The organism is Caballeronia sp. 11_S32 (assembly GCF_056930355.1).
On record NZ_JBXOWH010000003.1, the window covers coordinates 611,683 to 633,410 of the forward strand.

Consider the following 21,728-nt stretch of genomic DNA (forward strand, 5'->3'; position numbering starts at 1 on the left):
CCTTATTCCTTGTTTGCTCCTGGCAATCCTGAACCGTAGTTGGAGCGATTGGGTTGGAATTCAAGGGGTGGCCTCGAAGTGATGCCGGTAGTATCGAGGCTTTCTTTTTCAGCAAAAAACAGGACGAATCAAGCGGAATCGCGTAAGAAGTCCCCAAGTAACGCGCTGAAGCGCTGCGATTCCTCGACCGGTGACAGGTGCGCCGCGTTGAGTAGTTCGAATCTCGCGCCCGGAACCGTGTCCGCGATCACCTTTGAAGCAGCATGCGGTGTGCCAACGTCGTGCTCGCCCGCCACCACGAGTGTGCGTTTGTTCACAGAGGCGAGTTTGTCCCGCGCATCGAAACGGCTGACCGCTTCCGCCGCGCGCGCAAACCCCTCGGCGGGCGTGCGTGCGATCGTTTCCCCGATCTGCTCGACAACTTCGGGATGCGCCTTGCGAAAGTCAGGCGTGAGCCAGCGCTCGAGCGTTGGTTCCACGATACTCGCAGTCCCGTTTTCGCGCACGGCCGCTGCTCGTTGCGCGAAGGTCGGGCGTGCATCCTCGGGGATGAAGGCCGGCGCGCCGACGACAGTCAGCGATTCCACCTTGTCCGAATGGTTGATGGCGAACTTCTGCGCGACCATGCCGCCGATCGACAGCCCCACCACATGCGCGGAGGGCGCGCCGAGCTGGTCGAGCAACTGCGCGAGATCGTCGGCGAGATCGTCGATGGTGAAACTGGCCGGCGATACGGTCGTGTCGCCGTGTCCGCGCAGGTCGTAGCGCAGCACGGTGAAATCGTCGCGGAAATAGCCGGCCATCTGGTCCCAGACCGACAGATCACCCGCCAGCTGGTGAATGAAGACGAGCCAGGGTCCGCCGCCTTCGTTGTCGAGAACGTAACGTGTATCGATGCGATTGATCGTCAACTGCATATCGGCTCCGTGAAGAGTGCGGTTTGCGATGCTGTTTCCGATTGACTGCTCGCGATGCCATACGCTTCCCGCAATGCGAATGCCACGCAGTGTGACGGGTGCGTTACGGCCTGTCCGGCTCTGGCGCGGCCGGTGCGCTTTCATCAGACACATCCGGCGTGCCTGCGGTTCCGCTGGCGGTCGCCGCGGCGGACGGCGCGAGCTTGCCCGCCCAGAGCAGTTCGATTTGCATTCCGTTCGGCTCGGTTTGCAAAATCCGCACGGGCAGCCAGCCGATCGACGGCGCGAGCCAGATGTCGAGCCTGCGGCGGTCGCCTTCCTTGCGCGGCAGGCGGGTGAAGTGCCGCGCGGTCGTGAAGCCGCCGCGCGCCTGCACGTTTTCATCGCCGACGGTTTCGATCGGCCAGATTTCGTTGCTGTCGTTGTCCGCGACGCTGAATTGCCGCGTCACGCCCGGCTTGTACTTGTCCGGCGCGCCGCGCACGAGGCTCGCGAGCTGCATCACGACGCTGAAGCGGTCCTGCGCGCCGTCCGCGAGCGGCTGGGCTTGCGGCGTCTTCGTATAGACGATCTGTTTCGTTTCGCGATTGAAGATGGCGATATCGGCGGCGCGGCGGCCGCGCTGCTCGGAATATTGTTCCGGCGCGATGCCGAATCCGTCGATATGACCCTTGCTCGAATACACATACGGACCGACGAAAGGCAGCGGAATCGAGACGACCATTTCGTAATGCTGGCCGTCGTTGACCCAGTGAATCGTGCCGGTCTGGTTCATCATGCCGTTCACGAGCGTGTCATAACGTAGCTCGCCCGTGGGCGGAACGTCGAATTTGTCGCCCGATGCGGCCGCGGGTTGAGATGCGGGCGAAGGCGCTGCGGCTTGCGCGGAACCGGACGCGGGTCCGGCGGATGCCGCCGCCGGCGCGGATGCCGCCTCGCCCGATGCCGCGGCGGGCGCGTCCGGTTGCGGCGTCGCTGCGCTCAGTACGGGCGCGGCTGCCGGCTTCGGCGCGGGCGCGGCGGGCTTCGGCGGCGCGGGCGGCGTCGGCGCGGCCGGCTTGGGGGGCGCGATCGGCTTGGGCGTCAGCAATTGCACTTCGACGGGCGGATTTTCCGGCGGCGCGTTCGCCGGCAGCCTACTGCGCTCGATCCACCGCATCGCGCTCCAGTGCAAGCCGGCGACGATCAACGCGGCCATTACCCAGCGCACCCAGCGTCGCGGCGTGGGGGAGGCTGAGGCGGCATGGAGCGGCTCGCCCGACGCGGGGCGATGATGGCGAGATTCGAACAGTGACATCGTGCAGGAGGTAAAGACGGGTGTCGCAGGTAAGGCGAAACGCATAAGACACGCGCGGTGGAAACGATGTTCCTGACGCTTGCGCCAATCGCTGCGAGCCGTCGAGTCAGCGCTCGTCCGCCTTGTACCCCAGTTCGTACGACAATCCGCGCGCGCATTCGCGCAACGCGGAGTCGATTTCGCCGCCCCAGCGCGTGTCGAACGTGCCTTCGTGCCCGAGCGCGATCAGCCCCAGCGCGAGTTCGCCGGTGGAGTCGAAGACCGGCGTGCAGAACGCGTGAATCGTCGGCAGGAGCATGCCTTCGACGCGCGCCGCGCCGTGCTCGCGCACTTCGGCGAGATGCGGCTCGACATCGGCCATGGTCTGCTGCATCGCGGCGAGTTCGCGGTCGAGCATCGGCTGCGTCTTGCTACGCGGCAGATACGCCGCGAACAGCAGCCCGGTCGCGGACGTGAGCAGCGGCATCACATCGCCCAGCTTGAGCGATGCCTTCGCCGGATGACTCGACTCCATCCAGTGCACGACGGTCGGCCCCTGATTGCCCCACACCGCGATGCCGACAGTCTGGTCCAGCCGGTCGCGCAGTTCGGCGAGCGCGATGCGCGCAAGCCTCACGCCATCGACGCGCGCGAGCCGCGCGAGACCCATCTGCAATGCGAAGCCGCCGAGCTCATAGCGCCCGGAAACCGGATCCTGCGACGCAACGCCGAGCCGTAAAAAGCTCACGAGATAACGATGTGCCTTCGCCGGGCTCATGCCCGCGCGCTGCGCGAGGTCGCGCAGCATCATCGCGCGCGGCTCGTTGGTGAGCACGTCGAGCAGGCGGAAGCCAACTTCGATCGATTGAATGCCGGAGCGCGTTTTCTCTTCGGCGGCGTCGACGATGTCTTCGTCGTCGGTGAGGGAGGTGGATTGCATGTGCGAAAAGGCCTATGCCGTTCGGCCGAGTGCCGGCGAGGGATTCACCATCGTAAAATAGATTTCCCTTAACGTCACCTCAAGTCACCGGCACCCGCTCCATGAAACTCGCAACATTGAAGGACGGCACGCGCGACGGCCAGCTCGTGGTCGTATCGCGCGATCTGCGCACGGCCGCGATTGCCGATGGAATCGTGTCGACGCTGCAACGCGCGCTCGACGACTGGACCTTCTACGCGCCGCAACTCATGGAAGTCTATGAAGCGCTGAATCGCGGCCGCGCGCGCAACACGTTCGCGTTCGATCCGAAGGCCTGCATGGCGCCGCTGCCGCGCGCGTTCCAGTGGGCGGACGGCTCGTCATACGTGAATCACGTCGAGCTCGTGCGGCGTGCGCGCGGCGCCGAAATGCCGCCCGAATTCTGGACCGATCCGCTGATGTACCAGGGCGGCAGCGACGACTTCATCGGCCCGACGGACGACATCGTGTGCGCGACGGAATCGTATGGCATCGACTTCGAGGCCGAAGTCGCCGTCATCACGTCCGATGTCCACATGGCCGCGATGCCCGACGAAGCGCTGCGCGGCGTGCGCCTTCTGATGCTCGTGAACGATGTCTCGCTGCGCAATCTCATTCCCGCCGAGCTCGCGAAGGGCTTCGGCTTCTTCCAGAGCAAGCCCGCCACCGCATTCTCGCCGGTCGCCGTCACGCCCGACGAACTCGGCGGCGCATGGCGCGAAGGCCGCGTGCATCGTCCGATGATCGTGCACTGGAACGGCAAGAAGGTCGGGCAGCCGGATTGCGGCACGGACATGGTGTTCCACTTCGGCCAGCTGATCTCCCACGCCGCGAAGACGCGCAACCTGCGTGCGGGTTCCATCGTCGGCTCGGGCACGATCTCGAACAAGGACGCGAAGCGCGGTTACTGCTGCATCGCCGAGAAGCGGTGTCTCGAAACGATCGAGCACGGCGCGCCGCAAACGAGCTTCATGAAGTTCGGCGACAGCGTGAAGATCGAGATGTTCGACGAAGAGGGCAAGTCGATCTTCGGCGCGATCGATCAGGCGGTGGTGCAGCCGGAACACTGAAGCCGCGCCGGGTCTTCCGCTGCGCAACGGGTTTAGCCCGATGCGGTGCGCGTGAGGCACGCCTTACACTTTGCCGGGCTGCTTTCGTGCAGCAAAAACTATCAAAATAAGGAGACTTTCGATGGCGGCAGGCAAGTGGAAATTCCTGGCGGGCGCGGCGTTCGCGCTCGCCGCGACGACAGCGGCACTCGCGCAGCAGGCGCAGCACGTGAAGATCGGCCTCGTGCTCTCGCTCACGGGGCCGGCCGCGTCGCTCGGCATTCCGGCGCGCGATACCGTCGCGCTGTTGCCGAAGGAAATGGGCGGCAAGCCCGTCGATTACATCGTGCTCGACGACGCTTCCGACACCACGCAAGCCGTGCAGACGACGAAGAAGCTCATCAGCGAGGATCAGGTGGATGCGATCATCGGCTCGTCGATCACGCCGAACTCGCTCGCGATGATCGACGTCGTCGCGCAAGGGCAAACGCCGATGATCTCGCTGGCGTCGTCGTCGAAGATCATCGAGCCTGTCGACGACAAGCGCCGCTGGGTCTTCAAGACGCCTCAAACCGACGCGATGATGGCCTCCGCCATTGCCGAGCACGCGAGCAATCACGGCGTGAAGACGCTGGCGTACATCGGTCAGGCAGACGCGCTCGGCGAAACCTTCTATGCCGAAGTCGCGAAGTTCGCGCAGCTTCACAAGATCGAAGTGGTCGCCAATGAGCGCTTCAACCGCACCGATCCGAGCGTGACCGGGCAGATCCTGAAGATTCTCGCGGCGAAGCCGGATGCCGTGGTCGTCGGCGCGGCCGGCACGCCCGCCGCCTTGCCGCCGAAGACGCTCGCGCAGCGCGGCTACAAAGGCAAGGTCTATCACAATCATGGCGTGGGCAACCGCGACTTCCTGCGCGTGTGCGGCGCGGATTGCAATGGCACCTTCCTGCCCGCGAGCCCGGTGCTCGTCGCGGCGCAATTGCCCGACGATCATCCGGCCAAGCGGCTCGCGCTCGAATACATCAAACTGTATGAGGCGAAGCAGGGCGCGGGCACCGTGTCGGCGTTCGGCTCGTATGCGTGGGACGCGGGCATGCTGCTCAACCGCGCGGTGCCCATCGCGATGAAGGCGGGCGCGCCCGGCACGCCCGCGTTCCGCGCCGCGCTGCGCGATGCGCTCGAAGGCACGAAGAATTTCGCCGACACCAACGGGCAGGTGAACATGACGCCCAACGATCACATCGGCCTCGACCAGCGCGCGCGCGTGATGGTCGAGATCCGCGACGGCAAGTGGATCTATCAGCCGCGCTAACACTGAGTCTGAAGACATGAGCGATCTTTCCTTCTACGCGAACTACAAGTCGCTCGAGCTGCGCCGCCATCCGCACGGCGTGCTCGAAGTGGTGATGCCCGGCGCGGGCGCGAACAAAAGCGGCTTGGCCACCGCCGACGCCGGCATGCACCGCGAGCTCGCGGAGATCTGGCGCGACATCGATCGCGATCCGGAAACGCGCGTCGCGCTCATTCGCGGCGAAGGCAAGGGCTTTTCGGCGGGCGGCGATCTCGGCCTCGTTGAGGAGATGGCCAACGACTTCGACGTGCGCGCGCGCGTCTGGCGCGAGGCGCGCGATCTCGTCTATAACGTGATCAACTGCGGCAAGCCGATCGTCTCCGCGATGCACGGCCCGGCGGTCGGTGCGGGGCTCGTCGCGGGCCTGCTCGCCGATATCTCGATCGCGTCGAAGTCGGCGCGCATCATCGACGGGCACACGCGGCTCGGCGTCGCGGCGGGCGATCACGCGGCGATCGTCTGGCCGCTGCTGTGCGGCATGGCGAAGGCCAAGTACTATCTGCTGCTGTGCGAGCCGGTGAGCGGCGAGGAAGCGGAGCGCATCGGGCTGGTGTCGCTCGCGGTCGACGAGAACGAACTGATGCCGAAGGCGATCGAAATCGCGAACCGTCTCGCGCAGGGCTCGCAGACCGCGATCCGCTGGACGAAGTACGCGCTCAACAACTGGCTGCGCTCGGCGGGGCCGGCCTTCGATACGTCGCTCGCGCTGGAATTCATGGGCTTCGCGGGGCCGGACGTGCATGAAGGCGTGCGGTCTCTGCGCGAGCGGCGCGCGCCGGATTTTCCGGGCGGCGCGCCGTTCTGAGCGAAGCGAATCAACCCCAGAAAACAAGGAGAGTCGAATGACCGATAACGCTGGCGGTACGCCGCCCTACACGATTCCCGGTTTTTCCGGATTCGGCCAGGCCGACATGATGGGCAAGATGTGGGAGCTGATGCGCCTGAATCCGTTCGCCGCCGCGATGCCGGGCGGCGGGCAGGGCGTGGGTCCCTCTCTCTCGATGATGTCGGACATGCTTGCGCCGCTCACCAACATCGAAGAACTCGACAAGCGCGTGACGGACATGCGCGCCGTCGAGCAGTGGCTGAAGCTCAATCTCAACATGCTGCAATCGGCGATTCAGGCGCTCGAAGTGCAGCGCGCGACGCTGGCGACGCTGCGCTCGTTCGGCGCGTTCGCGCAGTCGTCGGTGGAAAGTGCGCAGAACGCGGCGGCGGAGAAGGCGAAGTCCGCGGCCTCCGGCTGGCCGATGGGCGGCGCGGCGAAGCAGGAGGCGAGCGCCCAGGCAAAGCCTGCTGAGGAACCCGCGGAAGGCGACGAAGCCGGCGCCAAAGCGTCCGCGCCGCCGCCGGGTTTCGATCCGACAGGCTGGTGGAACGTGCTGCAATCGCAATTCAACCAGCTTGCGCATCTCGCGATGCTCCAGCCCGGCATGACCGGCCCGCTCAACGCGATGGGCGGGGCGGGCGAGCAGCCGGCCGCCGGCGCTGGCGAAACGAACGCCGGGCAGCCCGCACACGGCGCCGAGGAAAAAACCGACGCCGCCGCGGCCGCGAAGAAGGCTGCCGCGCGCAAGACCGCGCCGCGCAAGAAGACTGTCTGAGTTTCCCGTCGTCGGGCTGCTTGCGCTGAACTCAGCGCACGGCGGGGCGCAACGCTCCGCCGTGCACGCCGAACCCTTCGATGCGAAATCGCATCGCACCGCGTCCCCGTCTTCGGCATTCGCTTGTCGCGCCATCATGTATGAACAAGCGCGCGGAAACGAATCTCACCAGCGTCGTATGTTTCGATTTTGTCTATGATGAAACATCGACGGCACGGAAATTTGTCCAGCACGAAAGTCGGGCATGCAACCTGCGTCGTAGTGACAGTCAACGTTTCCATCGATTTGTCCATGACAAACTCATCAGAACAAGACTTCGATTCGGAACCGGCCTCGGATGGCGGCGAACTTCCGGAGCCCGCGCCACGGCGCAATGCGGCATCGGGCGTGACGGGAATCGGCATTGGCGCGATCGCTCAGGAGATTGGTCTGACGAAGGACACGCTGCGCGTGTGGGAGCGCCGCTATGGCTTTCCGCAGCCGATGCGCTCGCCCGGCGGCGAAAGGCTGTACCCGCAGGAGCAGGTGACGAAGCTGAGGCTCGTCAAGCGCTTGCTCGACGCGGGGCATCGTCCGAGCAAGGTGCTCGCGCAACCGATCGACGTGTTGCAGCAACTCGCCGAGAGTTCCGGCGTCGGACAGGACGCGCCGGACGCCGAGCTCGACAACCTGATTTCTCTGCTGCGCGCGAGCGCCTTCGAGGAGTTCCGCTTCGGCCTGCTGAAACGGGCGACGCGCGACGGGCTCGAGCGCTTCGTGATTGACGTCGCGGCACCGTTGTCGGCGCGCGTCGGCAATGCCTGGGCGGCGGGCACGCTGCAGGTCTATCACGAGCATCTGTTCAGCGAGGCGATCCAGACGACGATGCGCTCGCTGATGCGTCCGCTCTCTGACGCGGTGCGCGGGCGCGGCGGCCGTCCGCGCTTGCTGCTCACGACGCTTTCGGGCGAAGGCCACGGCCTCGGGATTCTGATGGCCGAGGCGATGTTCACGCTCTCCGACTGCGAATGCATCCAGCTGGGGCTGCAGACGCCGCTGCACGATATCGTCGATGCGGTGACGGCGCATAAGGTCGATATCGTCGCGCTGTCGTTCACGGCGGTACTGCCCGCGCAGGCCATCGCGAACGGCCTCGCCGATCTGCGCAACCTGCTGCCGCCGCACGTGCTCATCTGGGTCGGCGGAAGCAGTCCGGCGCTGCGCCGCAAATTTCAGGACGGCGTGCATCACATCGCGGGACTGACTCCGATCGACGAAACTGTCGCGGATTGGCGTCAATCGGCCGTGCTATGATCAAAGACGCTCGCCGCGGCGAGCATGGGCGCTGAAGCGCGTGACTTGCGCATCGCAAGGCTGTCACACGAACACGCCATACTGCGCGCCGGCGCGGTTTCAGCGGCAGGCACGGCGCCACTTGAACATACCTCAGGCACAGGTTTCGCTCCTCACCCACGGTAGAACAAGACGCACAACACGTAACATCTGCACGGGAAGTGCAGTGTTTTTGCGGGACGCGAGGCGTTGCCGCAGCGCCATATTTGCGCGCTCGTTGTCGCTTTTCGTCTTTGGCCGACCGAATCCCGCGTAAAATTGAAAGCTTGGCTGCTCGCGCGCAAGCATTTCGGCGCGCGCGTGGGCCGAAAGTCTATAGATATAACGTCGCATAAGTGGCATCAGGGGTGGACTATGAACACCATGCTTTATCCGGAACTTTATAAATCGCTGGAATCCGTCCGATGGGATATGGAGAAGGACATTCCCTGGGACAAGTTCGATGCTTCCCTGCTCACCGACGAGCAGGCCAAGACCATCAAGATGAACGCGATCACCGAATGGTCCGCTCTTCCCGCAACCGAAATGTTCCTGCGTGACAACCACCATGACAGCGATTTCTCCGCTTTCATGAGCGTGTGGTTTTTCGAGGAGCAGAAGCATTCGCTCGTGCTGATGGAATACCTGCGGCGCTTCAAGCCCGACATGGTGCCGACCGAAGAGGAACTGCACGCGGTGCGCTTCGAGTTCGATCCGGCGCCGCCGCTCGAAACGCTGATGCTGCACTTCTGCGGCGAGATCCGCCTCAATCACTGGTATCGCCGCGCGGCCGAATGGCACACGGAGCCGGTCATCAAGCACATCTACGAAACCATCTCCCGCGACGAAGCCCGTCATGGCGGCGCGTATCTGCGCTACATGAAGAAGGCGCTCGCGACCGCGGGCGACACCGCGCGCGCCGCGTTCGCGAAGATCGGCGTGTTGATGGCATCTGCGCGCCGCACGGAAAAACCGCTGCATCCGACGAATCTGCACGTGAATCAGGCGCTCTTCCCGCGCGACACTGTGCAGTCGCGCCTGCCGGATCCGGAATGGCTCGAGCGCTGGCTGGACGATCAAATCCGCTTCGACGACAGCTGGGAGAAGAAGGTCGTCGAGCGCATCTTGCATAACCTGTCGATTCTGTTCGAGCGTTCGTTCGTGACCGCGCAGGAATTGAACCGCTATCGCAAGGAAGTGACGCAGCGTCTGCAAGCCGCGCCGGGCGGAGCGGCCGAGCAGCCGGCCTGAGCGCCCGCTCCTTGAGCCTTTGAAGACCAGACGGCCCGCCGGGTAGAACCGGCGGGCCGTTTTGCTTTTCGGTCCACATTGAAACGGGTTCGCGCCGGGCGGCGTGGCACAATGCGCGCTTTCAGACATTGGAGCGAGCGCCGCCATGCCCGCCATTTTCGAACGCAAGATGATTACGCGCGAAGCGCTCGCCGCGCGCCGTCCCACGCTCGCCGGTCCTGTGGTCTTCACGAACGGCGTCTTCGACATTCTGCATCGCGGCCACGTCACCTATCTCGCCGATGCGAAGGCGCTGGGCGCGACGCTCATCGTCGGCGTGAACAGCGATGCCTCCGTGCGCACGCTCGGCAAGGGCGACGATCGCCCGATCAATCGCGAGGACGATCGCATGGCGCTGCTCGCGGCGCTGGAAAGCGTCGATTGGGTCGTGAAATTCGAGGAATCGACGCCGCTTGAGCTGATCGAGGCCGTGCGCCCCGACGTGCTCGTGAAGGGCGGCGACTACGACATGGACAAGCTCGCCGAATCGGCGCTCGTGCGCGGATGGGGCGGCAAGGCGCTCGCGATCGCGTTCGAACACGACCGATCGACCACCGCGCTCCTCAAGAAGGTCCGCGCGCAGTCCTGAGCCCGCGTAGCCGCATCATTGGCCGAGCGGCACGGTCTGCACGTTGGCCGCGGGCGCCGGTCCGCCGACACGCGGCTGATCGAACGCTTCCTCGGGATGCAGCGGGCGCGTCGCGAGCGCCTCGGGATGAACCTGCTGCAACAGATGATGCGGCTCGCGCGCGCCGGCCGCGGGAAGCGGACCGAACAGGCCGCGCATGACCGCGAACATCAGCAGGTTGGCGAGAATCAGAAGGGCGATCAGCCAGCGCAGCATTCTTGGGCTCCGTCCGTCAATCAAATCAGCAAATCAGGATGAATGGCGCGCCGTCGCGTCGCGCGCGATGAGCGCGAGGCCGGACAGCACGAGGGAATCGTGTCGGGTATGCGGGACGTTGAGCGCGCCCGCGATTTCATTTGCCGCGCCGCCGCCGAGCACGAGGCGGACGTCGGCTTGCCAGTCCGCTTTCAGGTCGTGCCACGCGCGCTCGATCAGGCTCGCCTGCGCGAGCAGGCATCCGGCCGAAAGCGCGGCGGCGGTGTCGGTGGCGAAGAGGCTGCGCGTCTGATTCAGCGCCTCGCGTGCCGAGGAGGCATCGAGCGTCGGCAGTTGCGCGGTGTGGCTGCCGAGCGATTCCATCATCAGCGACCATCCCGGCGCGATCAGGCCGCCCGTGAAAACGCCGTCGGCGCGCAATGCTTCGAGCGTCGTCGCGGTGCCGAAGGTCGCGACGAGCAGATGCTCGCCGGGATAGGCCGCGCGCGCCGCGATCATGCCGGCCCAACGGTCGCTGCCAAGACGCGTCGGATCGGCATAACTATTGACGACGCCGCACTGCGCCGCACGGGCGCGCACGACGGTGCGTGGCAGCGTCGGCCAGCGCGCGTCGATCAGACGCTGGATGCGGTTCTGCACCGGCATCCCGGCAACATTCGAAATCCATGCGCTCTCCGGCGCGGGCAGGTCGACCCAGGTGTCGAGCGCGGCGTCGTCGGCGATCGTCGAGTGATGCGCGTGTTCGAACGCGCCGTTCACGAGCGACGCGCCGTCCTGATCGACGAGCGACCACTTGATGCGGCTGTTGCCCGCGTCGATGAGCAGATACGGCGCCTCGCTCGCGGATGCGTTCACGGACGCTCCTTCGTGAGGCGTAGCGTGAGTTCGCCGGTCGTGACCGCGCGCGGACCTTCGGGTGTGTCGATCAGCAACTGGCCGCTGTCATCGACGCCCGACGCGATGCCGCGCGTGACTTCCATGCCTTGATCGATCAGGGCGACTTCGCGCCCGGCCCACGCGTGCACGTCGAGCCAGCGTTGGCGGAACGGCCGGAAGCCTTCTGCTTCGAAGCGCGGCAGTGCCGTGTCGAGCGCGTTGAGGAGCGCGGCGAGGGTATCGGTGAGATTGGCGTCGGGCCATGCGCGCGCGAGCGCGGCGGGCGCGGTGCCCAGCACGGACGACGCGGCGAGGCGGCTCGCATCGTCGACTTGCGCGGCGAGCTGCTCCGCGCCGTGCAGGTTCATGCCGACGCCGATCACGACCGCCGTCGCATCCGGCGTACTCCAAGCGGTCTCGATGAGAATGCCGGCGAGCTTGCCGTCGTCGAGCAGGACATCGTTCGGCCATTTCAGCGCGGGGCGCGCGGATGGCGTGAGCGGCAGGCGCGCGAGCGCATCGAGCACGGCGGTGCCGATGGCGAGACTCAGGCCCGACAGCCCTTCGATCGGACGCTCGATCACGCAGCCGACCGACATCAGGAGCGCATTGCCCGGTTCCGCGAGCCACGCGCGGCCGCGCCGCCCGCGCCCGGCGGTTTGCGAATACGCGATGCGGACGATCGGCGCGGGCGCGCTGTCATGCCGCGAGGCGCGCATCTGCTCCATCAGGTCGGCGTTCGTGGAGCCCGTCTCGTCGACGATGTCGATGGTCCAGTCGCGAGCGGGCCGCTCGGCGAGCGCCGCGAGCCGGGTGCGGTCGATGCGCCAGGGCGCGTCGGGGGCGAAGGGGGGTGGGTTCATGGCGGGTATTGTAGCGGCGCGAGGGGGGATTTTTCGCGTCAAATGGCGGCGTCACCTACGTCCGCAAGGCGCTCAGACCAACGAAATCCGCAGGGTCTTACCGCACGCCGCCACATATTTGCGCAGTGTCGCCAGGGACGGCGAGTGTTTTTCACTAATGAGCGATGCCTCGAGTCGCGCAACCGCCGAAGCCGTCGTGCCCATGCGCTCCGCGATCTGCCTTTGCGTAAGACCTCCGTCCTTGCGGGCCCGAAGCAGCGCTTCCAGTTCCGCGTACCGGGGTTCGAGCGCGTCGTATGCCGCCTTCACTTTGGGATTGGAGAGCAGCCGGGCGGTGTCTTCCCTGGTATGGGGTACCGGGTCGTAGTGCCTTTCCATTTCTCGCTGCATCCGGGTCTTAGCCATTTTGTTGAACTTCCTTCAGGCGTTTGCGCGCAACGCGCAGGTCTTTGAGTGGTGTCCGCTGCGTCTTCTTGATGAACGCATGCAGCACGACGATTCGCTTTCCCTTGAGCGTGCAGTAAAGCACGCGGCCAGCGCCTTCCTTACCGCTTAGCCGCAACTCGAAGAGCTTATGGCTCATGGCTCTCGAATGCGGCATTCCCAAGTTCGCACCAAAGACTTCCATCATGTCGACCAGGCGCAGATAGTCGGAAAGAATGTCTTCAGGAAAGCGCTCGATGTCTCGGCGCAGAAGGTCGTCGTAGTAAGCAATGGTCCAGCCGCTGGATTGGGAGATTAGCATATTTGCTAAGTTGACAAAGTGATGTGCTGATCTCCAGTGTTCGCTGCGCGAGAGCCGCGGTGAATTCATCCGTTCGGCATAAGCTGCACCATCCCCCGCCCCCACCACGCACTTCGCTACAATGTCCTCTCCCCTTTAACCGCGTCTCATCGCGCCATCCATCCTTGGACTTCGACACGCCGCCACGCCTGAGAGTGGAAGCCGGTCAGCAGGGCAAGGTGGTCCGGCTCTCGGGCCAGTGGACCGCGCTGGCGCTCGCCCGCGATCGCGCGAAGAGCGGCGTCACGCGGCGGCTGCGCGCCATCGGGCGCGAGGCGATCGGCCAGTGGGATCTGCTTTCTGTGGAGCGGCTCGATCACGTGGGCGGGCAGGCGCTCTGGCGCGTCTGGGGCCGCAAGATGCCCGCGACCATCGCGCTTTCGGATACGCAGCGCGAAATCTTCGAGCGCGTCGCGCTGCTCGACGCCGAGCGCGAGGAGCCCGAACCCGTCGATCGCGTCGATCCCGTCACGCGGCTCGGCCAGCTCATCTTCGCTTTCTTCGATCACCTCCACGGCGGCCTTACGATGTTCGGCGGCTTCGTGCTCGATCTCGTCGGGCTCGTTCGGCGTCCGCAGCGAATTCCGTGGACCGAGATTTCCGCCAATATCTACAGCGCCGGCGCGCAGGCGCTCGCGATCACCGCGCTCGTCGCGTTCCTGATCGGCATCGTGCTGAGCTATCTGTCCGCGCAGCAATTGCAGGCGTTCGGCGCGAACCAGTACATCGTGAACATCCTCGGGCTTTCGGTGATCCGCGAGCTCGGGCCGGTGCTCTCGGCGATTCTCGTCGCCGGGCGCTCGGGCTCCGCGATCACCGCGCAGATCGGCGTGATGCGCGTCACCGAGGAGCTCGACGCGATGCAGGTCATGGGCATCCCGCACGGACTGCGGCTCGTGCTGCCGCGCGTGATCGCGCTCGGCATCGCGATGCCGCTGCTCGTCATGTGGACCAACATCATCGCGTTGACGGGCGGCGCGCTCGCGGCCAAGCTCGTGCTGTCCATCGACATCAACTTCTTCATCCGCTCGCTGCCGTCCGTCGTGCCGATCGCGAATCTGTGGATCGGGCTCGGCAAGGGCGTCGTGTTCGGCATGCTGATCGCGCTCGCCGCGTGTCACTTCGGCTTTCGCATCAAGGCGAATTCGCAGAGCCTCGGCGAAGGCACGACGACATCCGTGGTGACGTCGATCACCATCGTGATTCTCGCGGACGCCGTGTTCGCGATCCTGTTCCAGAACGTAGGACTGTAATGTCGACCACGCTCGCCACCGCCGTTCGCCATCAGCCGCCGCCCGTCATCGCGGAGCCGGTGATCGAAGTGCGCGACGTGACGAAGCGCTACGGACGCACGGTGATTCACGAGCATCTGAATCTCGACGTGCGGCGCGGCGAGATCGTCGCGTTGCTGGGCGGCTCCGGCTCGGGCAAGACCACGCTCGTGCGGCAGATTCTCGGGCTCGAATCGCCGACTTCGGGCACCATTCGCGTGCTCGGCGAGGAATGGGCGCGCATGGACGACGAAACCGCGAAGATGCTGCGCACGCGCTCCGGGATGATGTTCCAGCAGGGCGCGCTGTTCTCGTCGCTGACCGTGTATGACAACATCGCGCAGCCGTTTCGCGAGCTCGGCAAGATTCCCGAGGATCTGATCCGCGAGTTCGTGATGCTGAAGCTCGAAATGGTCGGCCTGTCGTGCAAGCACGCGAGCAAGATGCCGTCGGCGCTGTCGGGCGGGATGGTGAAGCGCGTGGGCATCGCGCGGGCGATCGCGCTCGAACCCGAGCTGCTCTTTCTCGACGAACCCACGGCCGGCCTCGATCCGAAGGCATCGGACGAGTTCGTCGATCTGATCGCCACGCTGCACCGCGCGCTCGGGCTGACTGTCGTGATGGTCACGCACGATCTCGATACGATGGTCGCGCTCTCCACGCGCGTCGCCGTGCTCGCGGACCGGCGCGTGCTCGTCGCGGCGCCGGTGGAAGAAGCGTGCGCGGTGGATCATCCGTTCATCCGCGAGTATTTTCTGGGGCGGCGCGGGCGCCGCGCGCTGCAGGCCTTGCCGCCCGAGCGCCGCGCGAAGCTGCCCCCGGCCGCGCTCGAGGACGCCCCGATTGCCGTCAACAAGTAGCCGCATGACGCGTCCGGAACAGGCCGACGCCGCCGGGAAGCCAAAGGAACCTGCCGATGGAAAACAAATCACATGCGTTCTGGACCGGGCTCTTCACGATCGTTCTCGTGCTGGCCATCGCGTTCGCCGTGTTCTTCTTCAATGTGGATCGCACGGTGCGCGTGCCGTACGACCTGATCGCGCGCACCAATGTCACCGGGCTTTTCACGGACGCGGCCGTGCGTTATCGCGGTCTCGGCGTCGGCAAGGTTCAATCGATCCGCTTCGACCGCGCGCATCCGGGGCAGATCCGCATCCGCATTCTCGTCGACAAGAACGCGCCGATGACACACTCCACGTTTGCGACGCTCGGATTTCAGGGCGTGACCGGCATCGCGTTCGTGCAGCTCGATGACACCGGCACCGATCCGACCGCGCTGGCTTCATCACCGCAGCACGTCGCCGAAGTGCCGATGCGCCCGGGCCTGTTCGAGCAGTTGCAGCAGCGCGGCGACGTGATCCTGAAGAAGTTCGAGCGCCTCGCGGATGACGCCGACAAGTTCCTCTCCGACGACGTGCGCAACCAGCTCATGGCCACGACGAAGAGCCTGCAAGGCGCGGCCGACGGCATCGCGACGCTCGCGAGCCAGGTCCAGCCCGCGACGGCGCAGTTGCCGCAAACCCTGAAGCAGGTCAACACCACGCTCGCCTCGACCAATCAGTTCGTGCAGAACCTGAATCGCCCGGATGGCCCATTCGTCACGAATCTGAACAAGGCGGGCAAGGCCGCGGAGGATGCGAGTGCGGCGCTCGCGGACATGAACGAGTCGCTGCGCTTCGTGACGGCGCGCGTCGGCTTCGAGGCGCTGCCGCGCCTTTACTCCTTCAGCGACGACGTGAGCGCGGCCGCACGCTCGGTCGATCGAGCCGCCGACGCGTTCAGCACCAATCCGCGCAGCGTGCTGTTCGGCGCGCCGCGGCAGGCGCCGGGGCCGGGCGAGCCCGGTTTCACGTGGCCTGCGCAGCCGGCTCATTGATCGACGAATAGATCGACGAATTGATCGAGACACGACATGTCAGATATCGACCTCAAAAGAGCGGCTGCGGCCTTTGCCCTTGCCTGCGTCGCGATGCTCGCGGGCTGCGGATCGACGTCGACCGCGATGCCCGAAGCGCGCTACGACCTCGGCGCGATAGCCACCGCGAACGCGGCGGCGAAGGCCGCGCCTATGCCGCCGGTGAAGGTGCTCGCCGTCAGCGCGCCGCGCAATCTGGAAACCGACGCGTTCGCGTATCGCCTGAGCTACGTCGATGCCCAGCGCACTGGCAACTATTCCACGAGCCACTGGACGATGCCGCCCGCGCAGCTTTTGACGCAGCGTCTGCGCGAGGCGCTCGCGGCGCGCGGCCCGATCCTGACGGGCGCCGATCCGGTGCGCGCCGTGCCGCTGCTCGAAGTCGAACTGACGGGCTTCGAGCAGGTCTTCGACGCGCCCGAGCAAAGCCGCGGCCTCGTCTCCGTGCGCGCGACGCTCACGCAGCAGGGCCGCGTGGTCAGCCAGCGCAGCTTCGCCGCGAGCGCGCCCGCATCGAGCGCCGATGCATCGGGCGGCGCGCGCGCGCTCGCGGCCGCATCGGACGATGTGATCGCCCAGATTTCCGCGTGGCTCGCCGCGCAACCCCTTTCCGCCTCACGATGACATTCGGCAGTTTCACCATCCGCCCAGCACGGAGGCGTCCGGGCGGCTCATGACCATCAAGCAATGGCAGCGCCGCCCGTCGGCGTTTTCCCGGCAGGCGCTCGCCGCATACGCGGCGCTCGTCGTCTATGGCTCGCTCTATCCGTTCTCCGGCTGGCGCTCGCTCGGTCTCGGGCCGCTCGCGTATCTCGCCGATCCGCTGCCGCAATATCTGACGGCCTTCGATGTCGTCACCAACGTGCTCGGCTACATGCCGCTCGGCGCGCTGATCGTGCTCGCGCTCTATCCGCGTGTTCGCGGCACGCTCGCCGTGGGCGCCGCGCTTCTCGGCGGCGCGTTCCTGTCCGGCACGATGGAGGCGATCCAGACGTACCTGCCAACGCGCGTCGCCTCGAATCTCGATCTCGCCGCGAATGCGTTCGGCGCGCTCGTCGGCGGCGTGCTGATCGCGCCCGCGACGAGCGCGCTGCTCGATCGCGGATTGCTCCGGCGCATCCGCTTCACGTGGTTCGAGCGCGACGCGGCGTACGTGATCGGCCTCACGGCATTGTGGCCGTTCGCGGCGATGTTCCCCGCGCCGTATCTCTTCGGCGGCGGCGACCTGCCGCGCGTGCTGTGGGACGAGCTCGACCCGGCGATGCAGGACGCCGTCCTCGCGTGGACGCCCGCCGCGTGGGACGTCGAAAGCTGGCCGGACCGGCTCGGCGCGCTTCTGCCCGACGATCTGTGGGAAGCGCTGATCACGTCGACGAGCCTGTTCGCCGCGCTCGTGCTCGCGACGCTGCTCACGCGCAAGCGCGCGCCGCGTATCCGGCTGATGCTCTTCCTGATCGCGATGACGCTCTTCGCGAAAGCCGGCGCGGCATTCCTGCAATCGCGCGCGGGCCTGACCTTCGACTGGGCGACGGACGGCGCGCTCGAAGGCATCGCCGTCGCGGCGATGGCGGGCGTGCTGTCGGTGTCGCTGCCGCGCGGCTTCAGGGCGGCGCTTGCGGGCGCCGCGCTCGTCGTCTCGCTCGCGCTCGTCAATCTGCTGCCGGTGAATCCGTACTTCGACATCGTGCTCGCGGACTGGCGGCAGGGGCGCTATCTGCATTTCAACGGGCTCGCGCACTGGCTCGCGTGGGTGTGGCCGTATGCGGCGCTCGGCTGGCTCGCATCGGCGGCGGAGCGCGCATGGCTCGCGCGGCGGCGCGCGCGGCGCGCCGCTTGAGAAGAGGGCGAGCGCCCGTGCGTCAGCTCCGGCCGACAGGGCGGGCATGAACATCGCTCGCTATAATCGACCGACACTCTCACCGCACCACGCTCATGGATTCCTTCTACAAGTACCACGTGTTCTTCTGCCTGAATCAGCGCGACGCCGACGCGCCGCGCCCGAGCTGCGCGAACTGCAACGCGCAGGCCATGCAGGAGCACGCGAAAAAACGCGTGAAGCAACTGGGCCTCGCGGGCGAAGGCAAGGTGCGCATCAACAAGGCGGGATGTCTCGACCGCTGCGAGCTCGGGCCGGTCGTCGTCGTGTATCCGGAAGGCACGTGGTACACGTATGTCGATGAAACCGATATCGATGAAATCGTGGATTCGCATCTCGTCAACGGCAAAATCGTCGAACGTCTTCTCATCGATCAACCGGCATGAACGCGCAAACAGAAAAATTCCTCATCGACGGGCCCGTCGGCAAGATCGAATGCGCGCTCGATAAAACCGATGCCGCGCCGCGCGGCATTGCGCTCGTCGCGCATCCGCATCCGCTATTCGGCGGGACGATGGACAACAAGGTTGCGCAGACGCTCGCGCGCACCATGGTCCAGCTCGGTTACGTGACTTACCGCTCGAACTTCCGCGGCGTCGGGCAGACGGGCGGCGAGCACGACAACGGCATTGGCGAGCAGGACGACTTGCTCGCGGTAATAGACCACATGCGCGCGCAGCCGGGCCAGGCCGACGTGCCGATCGTGCTCGCGGGCTTTTCGTTCGGCACCTTCGTGCTGTCGCATGTCGCGAAGCGCATGCTGGAAGCGGGCAAGGATATCGAGCGCATGGTGTTCGTCGGCACGGCGGCGAGCCGCTGGGAGGTCGCGCCCGTGCCCGACACGACGCTCGTGATCCACGGCGAAGTGGACGACACCGTGCCTATTCAATCCGTCTACGACTGGGCGCGGCCGCAGGAGCTGCCGGTCGTCGTGATTCCCGGCGGCGAGCACTTCTTCCACCGCAAGCTGCACATTCTCAAGCGCGTGATCGTCGACGCATGGCGTTGAGCGGTCACGTATGCGCGAACCGCGCAAGCTCTTTGAAGGGCTTCGCGCGCGCATCGTATCTTGATCGGTAAAAGCGGCTAAGCGCAGCCTGAAAAACGTTAAAACGAGCGGCAACCGCGCAGATTCGAAGGAAACCGGCTGCGGCCCGCGCGTATAATGGCGCAGAATTTTTTCGCTGTTTCCGGCCGCTTCTTTCGAAACCCCGGCTTCCGAGAACCGTTTTCGCGTCCGTCTGTCGAACGAGCGCTTCTTCGCCGCGGCGCCGCGCGCGCCGCTGTCATGGCGAGAAGCCCGACGGCAGCGACGGTCTGCCTGTTCAACCCGTGCTTCGCCGATCCTCCGATCCCCGATCGCCATCGTCGTAGCGTGTTTTTTCCGCCGATCGATCCTATGCGCTTTGTCCCTTCCGGCCTGTCTGTTTCTTCTGTTTCCATTTCCGTCAAAACCGCTTTCGTGTTGCCCGCCGTGCTGGCGGCAGCAAGCGCTTTCGCACAAGTTCCGCCGCCCGATGTGACCGCGCGCTCGTGGGTGCTCGTCGATGCCACCAGCAATCAGGTGCTCGCATCGGGCAATCCGGATGAACGCGTCGAGCCGGCGTCGCTCACGAAGCTGATGACCGCGTATCTCGTCTTCGACGCGCTGAAGTCGAAGAAGATCAACATGGATCAGACCGTCATGCCGAGCGAGGCCGTGCGCCGCGTGCGGACCGACGAGTCGCGCATGTTCATCGAGGCGAACAAGCCTGTCACCGTGCACGATCTCGTGTACGGCATGATCGTCCAGTCGGGCAACGACGCGGCCATCGCGCTCGCGGAGCTCGTCGGCGGCAGCGAAGGCAACTTCGTGACGCTGATGAACGCGGCGGCGAAGCGCATCGGCATGACGCACACGAATTTCGCCGATGTGAACGGCATGCCCGATCCGCAGCACTACACCACCGCGGGCGACCTCGCCGTGCTGTCCACGCGCCTGATCCGCGACTTCCCCGAGTACTACAGCATCTTCTCGGTGCGGGACTTCACGTACAACAAGATCAAGCAGCCGAACCGCAACCGCCTGCTGTGGCTCGATCCGACCGTCGATGGCCTCAAGACCGGCCACACGAAGGCCGCGGGCTATTGCCTGATCGCGACCTCGAAGCGTTCGCTGGTGGGCGTGCCCGACGCGAGCCGCCGGCTCGTCGCCGTCATGATGGGCGAGCCGAAAGAGCACAACCGCGTGCAGGACAGCCTGAAGATGCTGAACTACGGCTATACCGCGTACGACGCGCTGCGCCTCTACAAGGCGAATCAGGTGATCGAATCGCCGCGCGTGTACAAGGGCGCGACGGACAACGTGCAGGCCGGCGTCACGACCGACCAGTACATCACCGTGCCGAAGGGGCTGGGCGACAAGGTCAAGCCGGCGGTCTCGCGCAACGATCTGATCGTCGCGCCGATCAAGAAGGGCCAGCAGATCGGCACCGTCAAGATGATGGCGGACGGCAAGGAAGTCGCGCAGTTCCCGCTCGTCGCGCTGCAGGACGTGCCGGAGGCAGGCATCTTCGGCCGCCTGTGGGATTCGGCCCTGCTGTGGTGGCAAAGGCGTAAATAATCGATAGTCGAAAGAGGAGCGGTCCCGATGAGCCAGCCTGAAGTGTTCGATCCGACGGTCTATCTGAACGGCGAGTGGGGGCCGCTTTCCGAAGCGCGCATTCCCGTGCTCGACCGCGGGTTCATCTTCGGCGACGGCGTGTATGAAGTCGTGCCGCTCTACGCGCAAGCCGATGGCGCGCGTCTGCCTTTCCGGCTGAAGCAGCATCTCGCGCGGCTGAATCGCAGTCTCGGCAAGATCCGCATCGACAATCCGTTCGATGACGCCGGCTGGCGCGCGCTCATCGACCGCGTGATTCAGGAGAACGCCGGCAACGGCGATGCGCTCGTCTATATTCAGGTGACGCGCGGCGTCGCGAAGCGTCGCGGGCATGCGTTTCCGGCGGGCATCACGCCGACCGTGTTCATCATGCTCGGCCAGCTCGTTTTCCCGAGCATGGAGGATCGCGCGCGCGGCGCCGTGGCCGTGACCGCCGAAGACAAGCGCTGGCTGCATTGCGACATCAAGTCGATCTCGCTGCTCGGCAATGTGCTGATGGCGCAGCACGCCGCCGAAAACGACGCGCTCGAAACCATCCAGTTGCGCGATGGCTTGCTTACCGAAGGTTCGTCCTCAAATGTGTGGATCGTGAAGGGCGGCACGCTGCTGGGCGCGCCGCGCGGACCGCGCATACTCGAAGGCATCCGTTATGGGCTCATCGAGGAACTGGCGCGCGAGGCGGGCATCCCGTTCGAGGAGCGCGACATCACCGAAGCGGAATTGCGCTCGGCCGATGAAATCATGATCAGCTCCGCGACCAAGGAAGTCATGCCGATCACCACGCTCGACGAAAAGAGCGTCGGCGAGGGCCGCCCCGGTCCGGTCTATGCTGCACTCTACGATGCCTACCAGCGGGCCAAAGCGCGCGAATTCGCGGAAGAGGTGAAACGCGCGAAGTGAAG

24 protein-coding genes are annotated in these 21,728 nt (G+C 65.6%); 16 read left to right on the plus strand and 8 right to left on the minus strand.

The window, feature by feature from the left end:
• Nucleotides 1–128: 128 nt before the first annotated feature.
• From AC1Z32_RS14470 to AC1Z32_RS14480, 3 genes are all read right to left on the minus strand, one after another.
• Nucleotides 129–917: an alpha/beta fold hydrolase gene (locus AC1Z32_RS14470; protein WP_483479302.1), complete on the minus strand. Its 789-nt coding sequence runs from the start codon at nucleotides 915–917 to the stop codon at nucleotides 129–131.
• 103 nt (nucleotides 918–1,020) lie between these two features.
• Complete coding sequence (locus tag AC1Z32_RS14475) at nucleotides 1,021–2,214, minus strand: DUF3108 domain-containing protein (protein WP_483479303.1); 1,194 nt, start codon at nucleotides 2,212–2,214, stop codon at nucleotides 1,021–1,023.
• Between the two features lie 106 nt (nucleotides 2,215–2,320).
• Nucleotides 2,321–3,133, minus strand: a complete 813-nt coding sequence (locus tag AC1Z32_RS14480) for an IclR family transcriptional regulator (protein ID WP_483479304.1) — start codon at nucleotides 3,131–3,133, stop codon at nucleotides 2,321–2,323.
• Between the two features lie 101 nt (nucleotides 3,134–3,234).
• On the opposite strand from AC1Z32_RS14480, the gene AC1Z32_RS14485 reads away from it, so the two are divergent.
• The 7 genes from AC1Z32_RS14485 (at nucleotide 3,235) to rfaE2 (ending at nucleotide 10,345) form a co-directional block, all read left to right on the plus strand.
• Nucleotides 3,235–4,221: a fumarylacetoacetate hydrolase family protein gene (locus AC1Z32_RS14485; protein ID WP_483479305.1), complete on the plus strand. Its 987-nt coding sequence runs from the start codon at nucleotides 3,235–3,237 to the stop codon at nucleotides 4,219–4,221.
• A gap of 121 nt (nucleotides 4,222–4,342) precedes the next feature.
• Nucleotides 4,343–5,512, plus strand: coding sequence for an ABC transporter substrate-binding protein (locus AC1Z32_RS14490; RefSeq protein WP_483479306.1), 1,170 nt, complete (start codon nucleotides 4,343–4,345; stop codon nucleotides 5,510–5,512).
• Nucleotides 5,513–5,528: 16 nt separating this feature from the next.
• Complete coding sequence (locus AC1Z32_RS14495) at nucleotides 5,529–6,356, plus strand: enoyl-CoA hydratase/isomerase family protein (protein WP_483479307.1); 828 nt, start codon at nucleotides 5,529–5,531, stop codon at nucleotides 6,354–6,356.
• 37 nt (nucleotides 6,357–6,393) lie between these two features.
• Nucleotides 6,394–7,155 carry a PhaM family polyhydroxyalkanoate granule multifunctional regulatory protein gene (locus AC1Z32_RS14500; RefSeq protein WP_483479308.1) on the plus strand — a complete coding sequence of 254 codons (762 nt, stop codon included), beginning with the start codon at nucleotides 6,394–6,396 and terminating at the stop codon, nucleotides 7,153–7,155.
• Nucleotides 7,156–7,446: 291 nt separating this feature from the next.
• Nucleotides 7,447–8,448, plus strand: coding sequence for a MerR family transcriptional regulator (locus AC1Z32_RS14505; protein ID WP_483479309.1), 1,002 nt, complete (start codon nucleotides 7,447–7,449; stop codon nucleotides 8,446–8,448).
• Between the two features lie 393 nt (nucleotides 8,449–8,841).
• Complete coding sequence (locus AC1Z32_RS14510; protein ID WP_483479310.1) at nucleotides 8,842–9,717, plus strand: ferritin family protein; 876 nt, start codon at nucleotides 8,842–8,844, stop codon at nucleotides 9,715–9,717.
• A gap of 145 nt (nucleotides 9,718–9,862) precedes the next feature.
• Nucleotides 9,863–10,345 carry a D-glycero-beta-D-manno-heptose 1-phosphate adenylyltransferase gene (rfaE2, locus tag AC1Z32_RS14515; protein ID WP_483479311.1) on the plus strand — a complete coding sequence of 161 codons (483 nt, stop codon included), beginning with the start codon at nucleotides 9,863–9,865 and terminating at the stop codon, nucleotides 10,343–10,345.
• 15 nt (nucleotides 10,346–10,360) lie between these two features.
• Here rfaE2 and AC1Z32_RS14520 read toward each other — a convergent pair whose 3' ends face one another.
• The 5 genes from AC1Z32_RS14520 to AC1Z32_RS14540 form a co-directional block, all read right to left on the minus strand.
• Complete coding sequence (locus AC1Z32_RS14520) at nucleotides 10,361–10,600, minus strand: hypothetical protein (RefSeq protein ID WP_062609082.1); 240 nt, start codon at nucleotides 10,598–10,600, stop codon at nucleotides 10,361–10,363.
• A 33-nt stretch (nucleotides 10,601–10,633) separates the two neighbouring features.
• Nucleotides 10,634–11,455 carry a type III pantothenate kinase gene (locus tag AC1Z32_RS14525; RefSeq protein WP_483479312.1) on the minus strand — a complete coding sequence of 274 codons (822 nt, stop codon included), beginning with the start codon at nucleotides 11,453–11,455 and terminating at the stop codon, nucleotides 10,634–10,636.
• Nucleotides 11,452–12,339 carry a biotin--[acetyl-CoA-carboxylase] ligase gene (locus AC1Z32_RS14530; protein WP_483479313.1) on the minus strand — a complete coding sequence of 296 codons (888 nt, stop codon included), beginning with the start codon at nucleotides 12,337–12,339 and terminating at the stop codon, nucleotides 11,452–11,454. The genes AC1Z32_RS14525 and AC1Z32_RS14530 overlap by 4 nt, the downstream gene beginning before the upstream one ends.
• A gap of 72 nt (nucleotides 12,340–12,411) precedes the next feature.
• Nucleotides 12,412–12,729, minus strand: coding sequence for a helix-turn-helix domain-containing protein (locus tag AC1Z32_RS14535; protein ID WP_483481632.1), 318 nt, complete (start codon nucleotides 12,727–12,729; stop codon nucleotides 12,412–12,414).
• Between the two features lie 7 nt (nucleotides 12,730–12,736).
• The gene (locus AC1Z32_RS14540) at nucleotides 12,737–13,189 is read right to left on the minus strand and encodes a type II toxin-antitoxin system RelE/ParE family toxin (protein ID WP_483479314.1); all 453 of its coding nucleotides are present in this window, start codon (nucleotides 13,187–13,189) and stop codon (nucleotides 12,737–12,739) included.
• Nucleotides 13,190–13,248: 59 nt separating this feature from the next.
• Between AC1Z32_RS14540 and AC1Z32_RS14545 the strand changes: the two genes are divergently transcribed.
• The 9 genes from AC1Z32_RS14545 (at nucleotide 13,249) to AC1Z32_RS14585 (ending at nucleotide 21,726) form a co-directional block, all read left to right on the plus strand.
• Nucleotides 13,249–14,376 (plus strand): MlaE family ABC transporter permease, encoded by a 1,128-nt coding sequence (locus tag AC1Z32_RS14545; protein ID WP_483479315.1) that lies wholly within the window; start codon nucleotides 13,249–13,251, stop codon nucleotides 14,374–14,376.
• Nucleotides 14,376–15,254 (plus strand): ABC transporter ATP-binding protein, encoded by an 879-nt coding sequence (locus AC1Z32_RS14550; protein WP_483479316.1) that lies wholly within the window; start codon nucleotides 14,376–14,378, stop codon nucleotides 15,252–15,254. The genes AC1Z32_RS14545 and AC1Z32_RS14550 overlap by 1 nt, the downstream gene beginning before the upstream one ends.
• Before the next feature lie 56 nt (nucleotides 15,255–15,310).
• Nucleotides 15,311–16,270, plus strand: a complete 960-nt coding sequence (locus tag AC1Z32_RS14555) for an MlaD family protein (RefSeq protein WP_483479317.1) — start codon at nucleotides 15,311–15,313, stop codon at nucleotides 16,268–16,270.
• Nucleotides 16,271–16,306: 36 nt separating this feature from the next.
• The gene (locus tag AC1Z32_RS14560) at nucleotides 16,307–16,933 is read left to right on the plus strand and encodes an ABC-type transport auxiliary lipoprotein family protein (protein ID WP_483479318.1); all 627 of its coding nucleotides are present in this window, start codon (nucleotides 16,307–16,309) and stop codon (nucleotides 16,931–16,933) included.
• A 49-nt stretch (nucleotides 16,934–16,982) separates the two neighbouring features.
• Complete coding sequence (locus tag AC1Z32_RS14565) at nucleotides 16,983–18,146, plus strand: VanZ family protein (RefSeq protein WP_483479319.1); 1,164 nt, start codon at nucleotides 16,983–16,985, stop codon at nucleotides 18,144–18,146.
• Nucleotides 18,147–18,241: 95 nt separating this feature from the next.
• Nucleotides 18,242–18,571: a (2Fe-2S) ferredoxin domain-containing protein gene (locus tag AC1Z32_RS14570; protein WP_483479320.1), complete on the plus strand. Its 330-nt coding sequence runs from the start codon at nucleotides 18,242–18,244 to the stop codon at nucleotides 18,569–18,571.
• Complete coding sequence (locus AC1Z32_RS14575; protein WP_062609072.1) at nucleotides 18,568–19,194, plus strand: alpha/beta hydrolase; 627 nt, start codon at nucleotides 18,568–18,570, stop codon at nucleotides 19,192–19,194. The genes AC1Z32_RS14570 and AC1Z32_RS14575 overlap by 4 nt, the downstream gene beginning before the upstream one ends.
• Nucleotides 19,195–19,584: 390 nt before the next feature.
• On the plus strand, nucleotides 19,585–20,787 hold the full coding sequence (locus tag AC1Z32_RS14580; RefSeq protein WP_483479321.1) for a D-alanyl-D-alanine carboxypeptidase family protein: 1,203 nt from the start codon (nucleotides 19,585–19,587) through the stop codon (nucleotides 20,785–20,787).
• 27 nt (nucleotides 20,788–20,814) lie between these two features.
• Nucleotides 20,815–21,726, plus strand: a complete 912-nt coding sequence (locus AC1Z32_RS14585; RefSeq protein ID WP_483479322.1) for a D-amino acid aminotransferase — start codon at nucleotides 20,815–20,817, stop codon at nucleotides 21,724–21,726.
• Nucleotides 21,727–21,728 lie beyond the last annotated feature (2 nt).

Bases quoted from the DNA above. Each gene is read 5' to 3' on its own strand.
- AC1Z32_RS14470 (WP_483479302.1), bottom strand. From the start codon at position 917: ATGCAGTTGACGATCAATCGCATCGATACACGTTACGTTCTCGACAAC.
- AC1Z32_RS14475 (WP_483479303.1), bottom strand. From the start codon at position 2,214: ATGTCACTGTTCGAATCTCGCCATCATCGCCCCGCGTCGGGCGAGCCG.
- AC1Z32_RS14480 (WP_483479304.1), bottom strand. From the start codon at position 3,133: ATGCAATCCACCTCCCTCACCGACGACGAAGACATCGTCGACGCCGCC.
- AC1Z32_RS14485 (WP_483479305.1), top strand. From the start codon at position 3,235: ATGAAACTCGCAACATTGAAGGACGGCACGCGCGACGGCCAGCTCGTG.
- AC1Z32_RS14490 (WP_483479306.1), top strand. From the start codon at position 4,343: ATGGCGGCAGGCAAGTGGAAATTCCTGGCGGGCGCGGCGTTCGCGCTC.
- AC1Z32_RS14495 (WP_483479307.1), top strand. From the start codon at position 5,529: ATGAGCGATCTTTCCTTCTACGCGAACTACAAGTCGCTCGAGCTGCGC.
- AC1Z32_RS14500 (WP_483479308.1), top strand. From the start codon at position 6,394: ATGACCGATAACGCTGGCGGTACGCCGCCCTACACGATTCCCGGTTTT.
- AC1Z32_RS14505 (WP_483479309.1), top strand. From the start codon at position 7,447: ATGACAAACTCATCAGAACAAGACTTCGATTCGGAACCGGCCTCGGAT.
- AC1Z32_RS14510 (WP_483479310.1), top strand. From the start codon at position 8,842: ATGAACACCATGCTTTATCCGGAACTTTATAAATCGCTGGAATCCGTC.
- rfaE2 (WP_483479311.1), top strand. From the start codon at position 9,863: ATGCCCGCCATTTTCGAACGCAAGATGATTACGCGCGAAGCGCTCGCC.
- AC1Z32_RS14520 (WP_062609082.1), bottom strand. From the start codon at position 10,600: ATGCTGCGCTGGCTGATCGCCCTTCTGATTCTCGCCAACCTGCTGATG.
- AC1Z32_RS14530 (WP_483479313.1), bottom strand. From the start codon at position 12,339: ATGAACCCACCCCCCTTCGCCCCCGACGCGCCCTGGCGCATCGACCGC.
- AC1Z32_RS14535 (WP_483481632.1), bottom strand. From the start codon at position 12,729: ATGCAGCGAGAAATGGAAAGGCACTACGACCCGGTACCCCATACCAGG.
- AC1Z32_RS14550 (WP_483479316.1), top strand. From the start codon at position 14,376: ATGTCGACCACGCTCGCCACCGCCGTTCGCCATCAGCCGCCGCCCGTC.
- AC1Z32_RS14555 (WP_483479317.1), top strand. From the start codon at position 15,311: ATGGAAAACAAATCACATGCGTTCTGGACCGGGCTCTTCACGATCGTT.
- AC1Z32_RS14560 (WP_483479318.1), top strand. From the start codon at position 16,307: ATGTCAGATATCGACCTCAAAAGAGCGGCTGCGGCCTTTGCCCTTGCC.
- AC1Z32_RS14565 (WP_483479319.1), top strand. From the start codon at position 16,983: ATGACCATCAAGCAATGGCAGCGCCGCCCGTCGGCGTTTTCCCGGCAG.
- AC1Z32_RS14570 (WP_483479320.1), top strand. From the start codon at position 18,242: ATGGATTCCTTCTACAAGTACCACGTGTTCTTCTGCCTGAATCAGCGC.
- AC1Z32_RS14575 (WP_062609072.1), top strand. From the start codon at position 18,568: ATGAACGCGCAAACAGAAAAATTCCTCATCGACGGGCCCGTCGGCAAG.
- AC1Z32_RS14580 (WP_483479321.1), top strand. From the start codon at position 19,585: ATGCGCTTTGTCCCTTCCGGCCTGTCTGTTTCTTCTGTTTCCATTTCC.
- AC1Z32_RS14585 (WP_483479322.1), top strand. From the start codon at position 20,815: ATGAGCCAGCCTGAAGTGTTCGATCCGACGGTCTATCTGAACGGCGAG.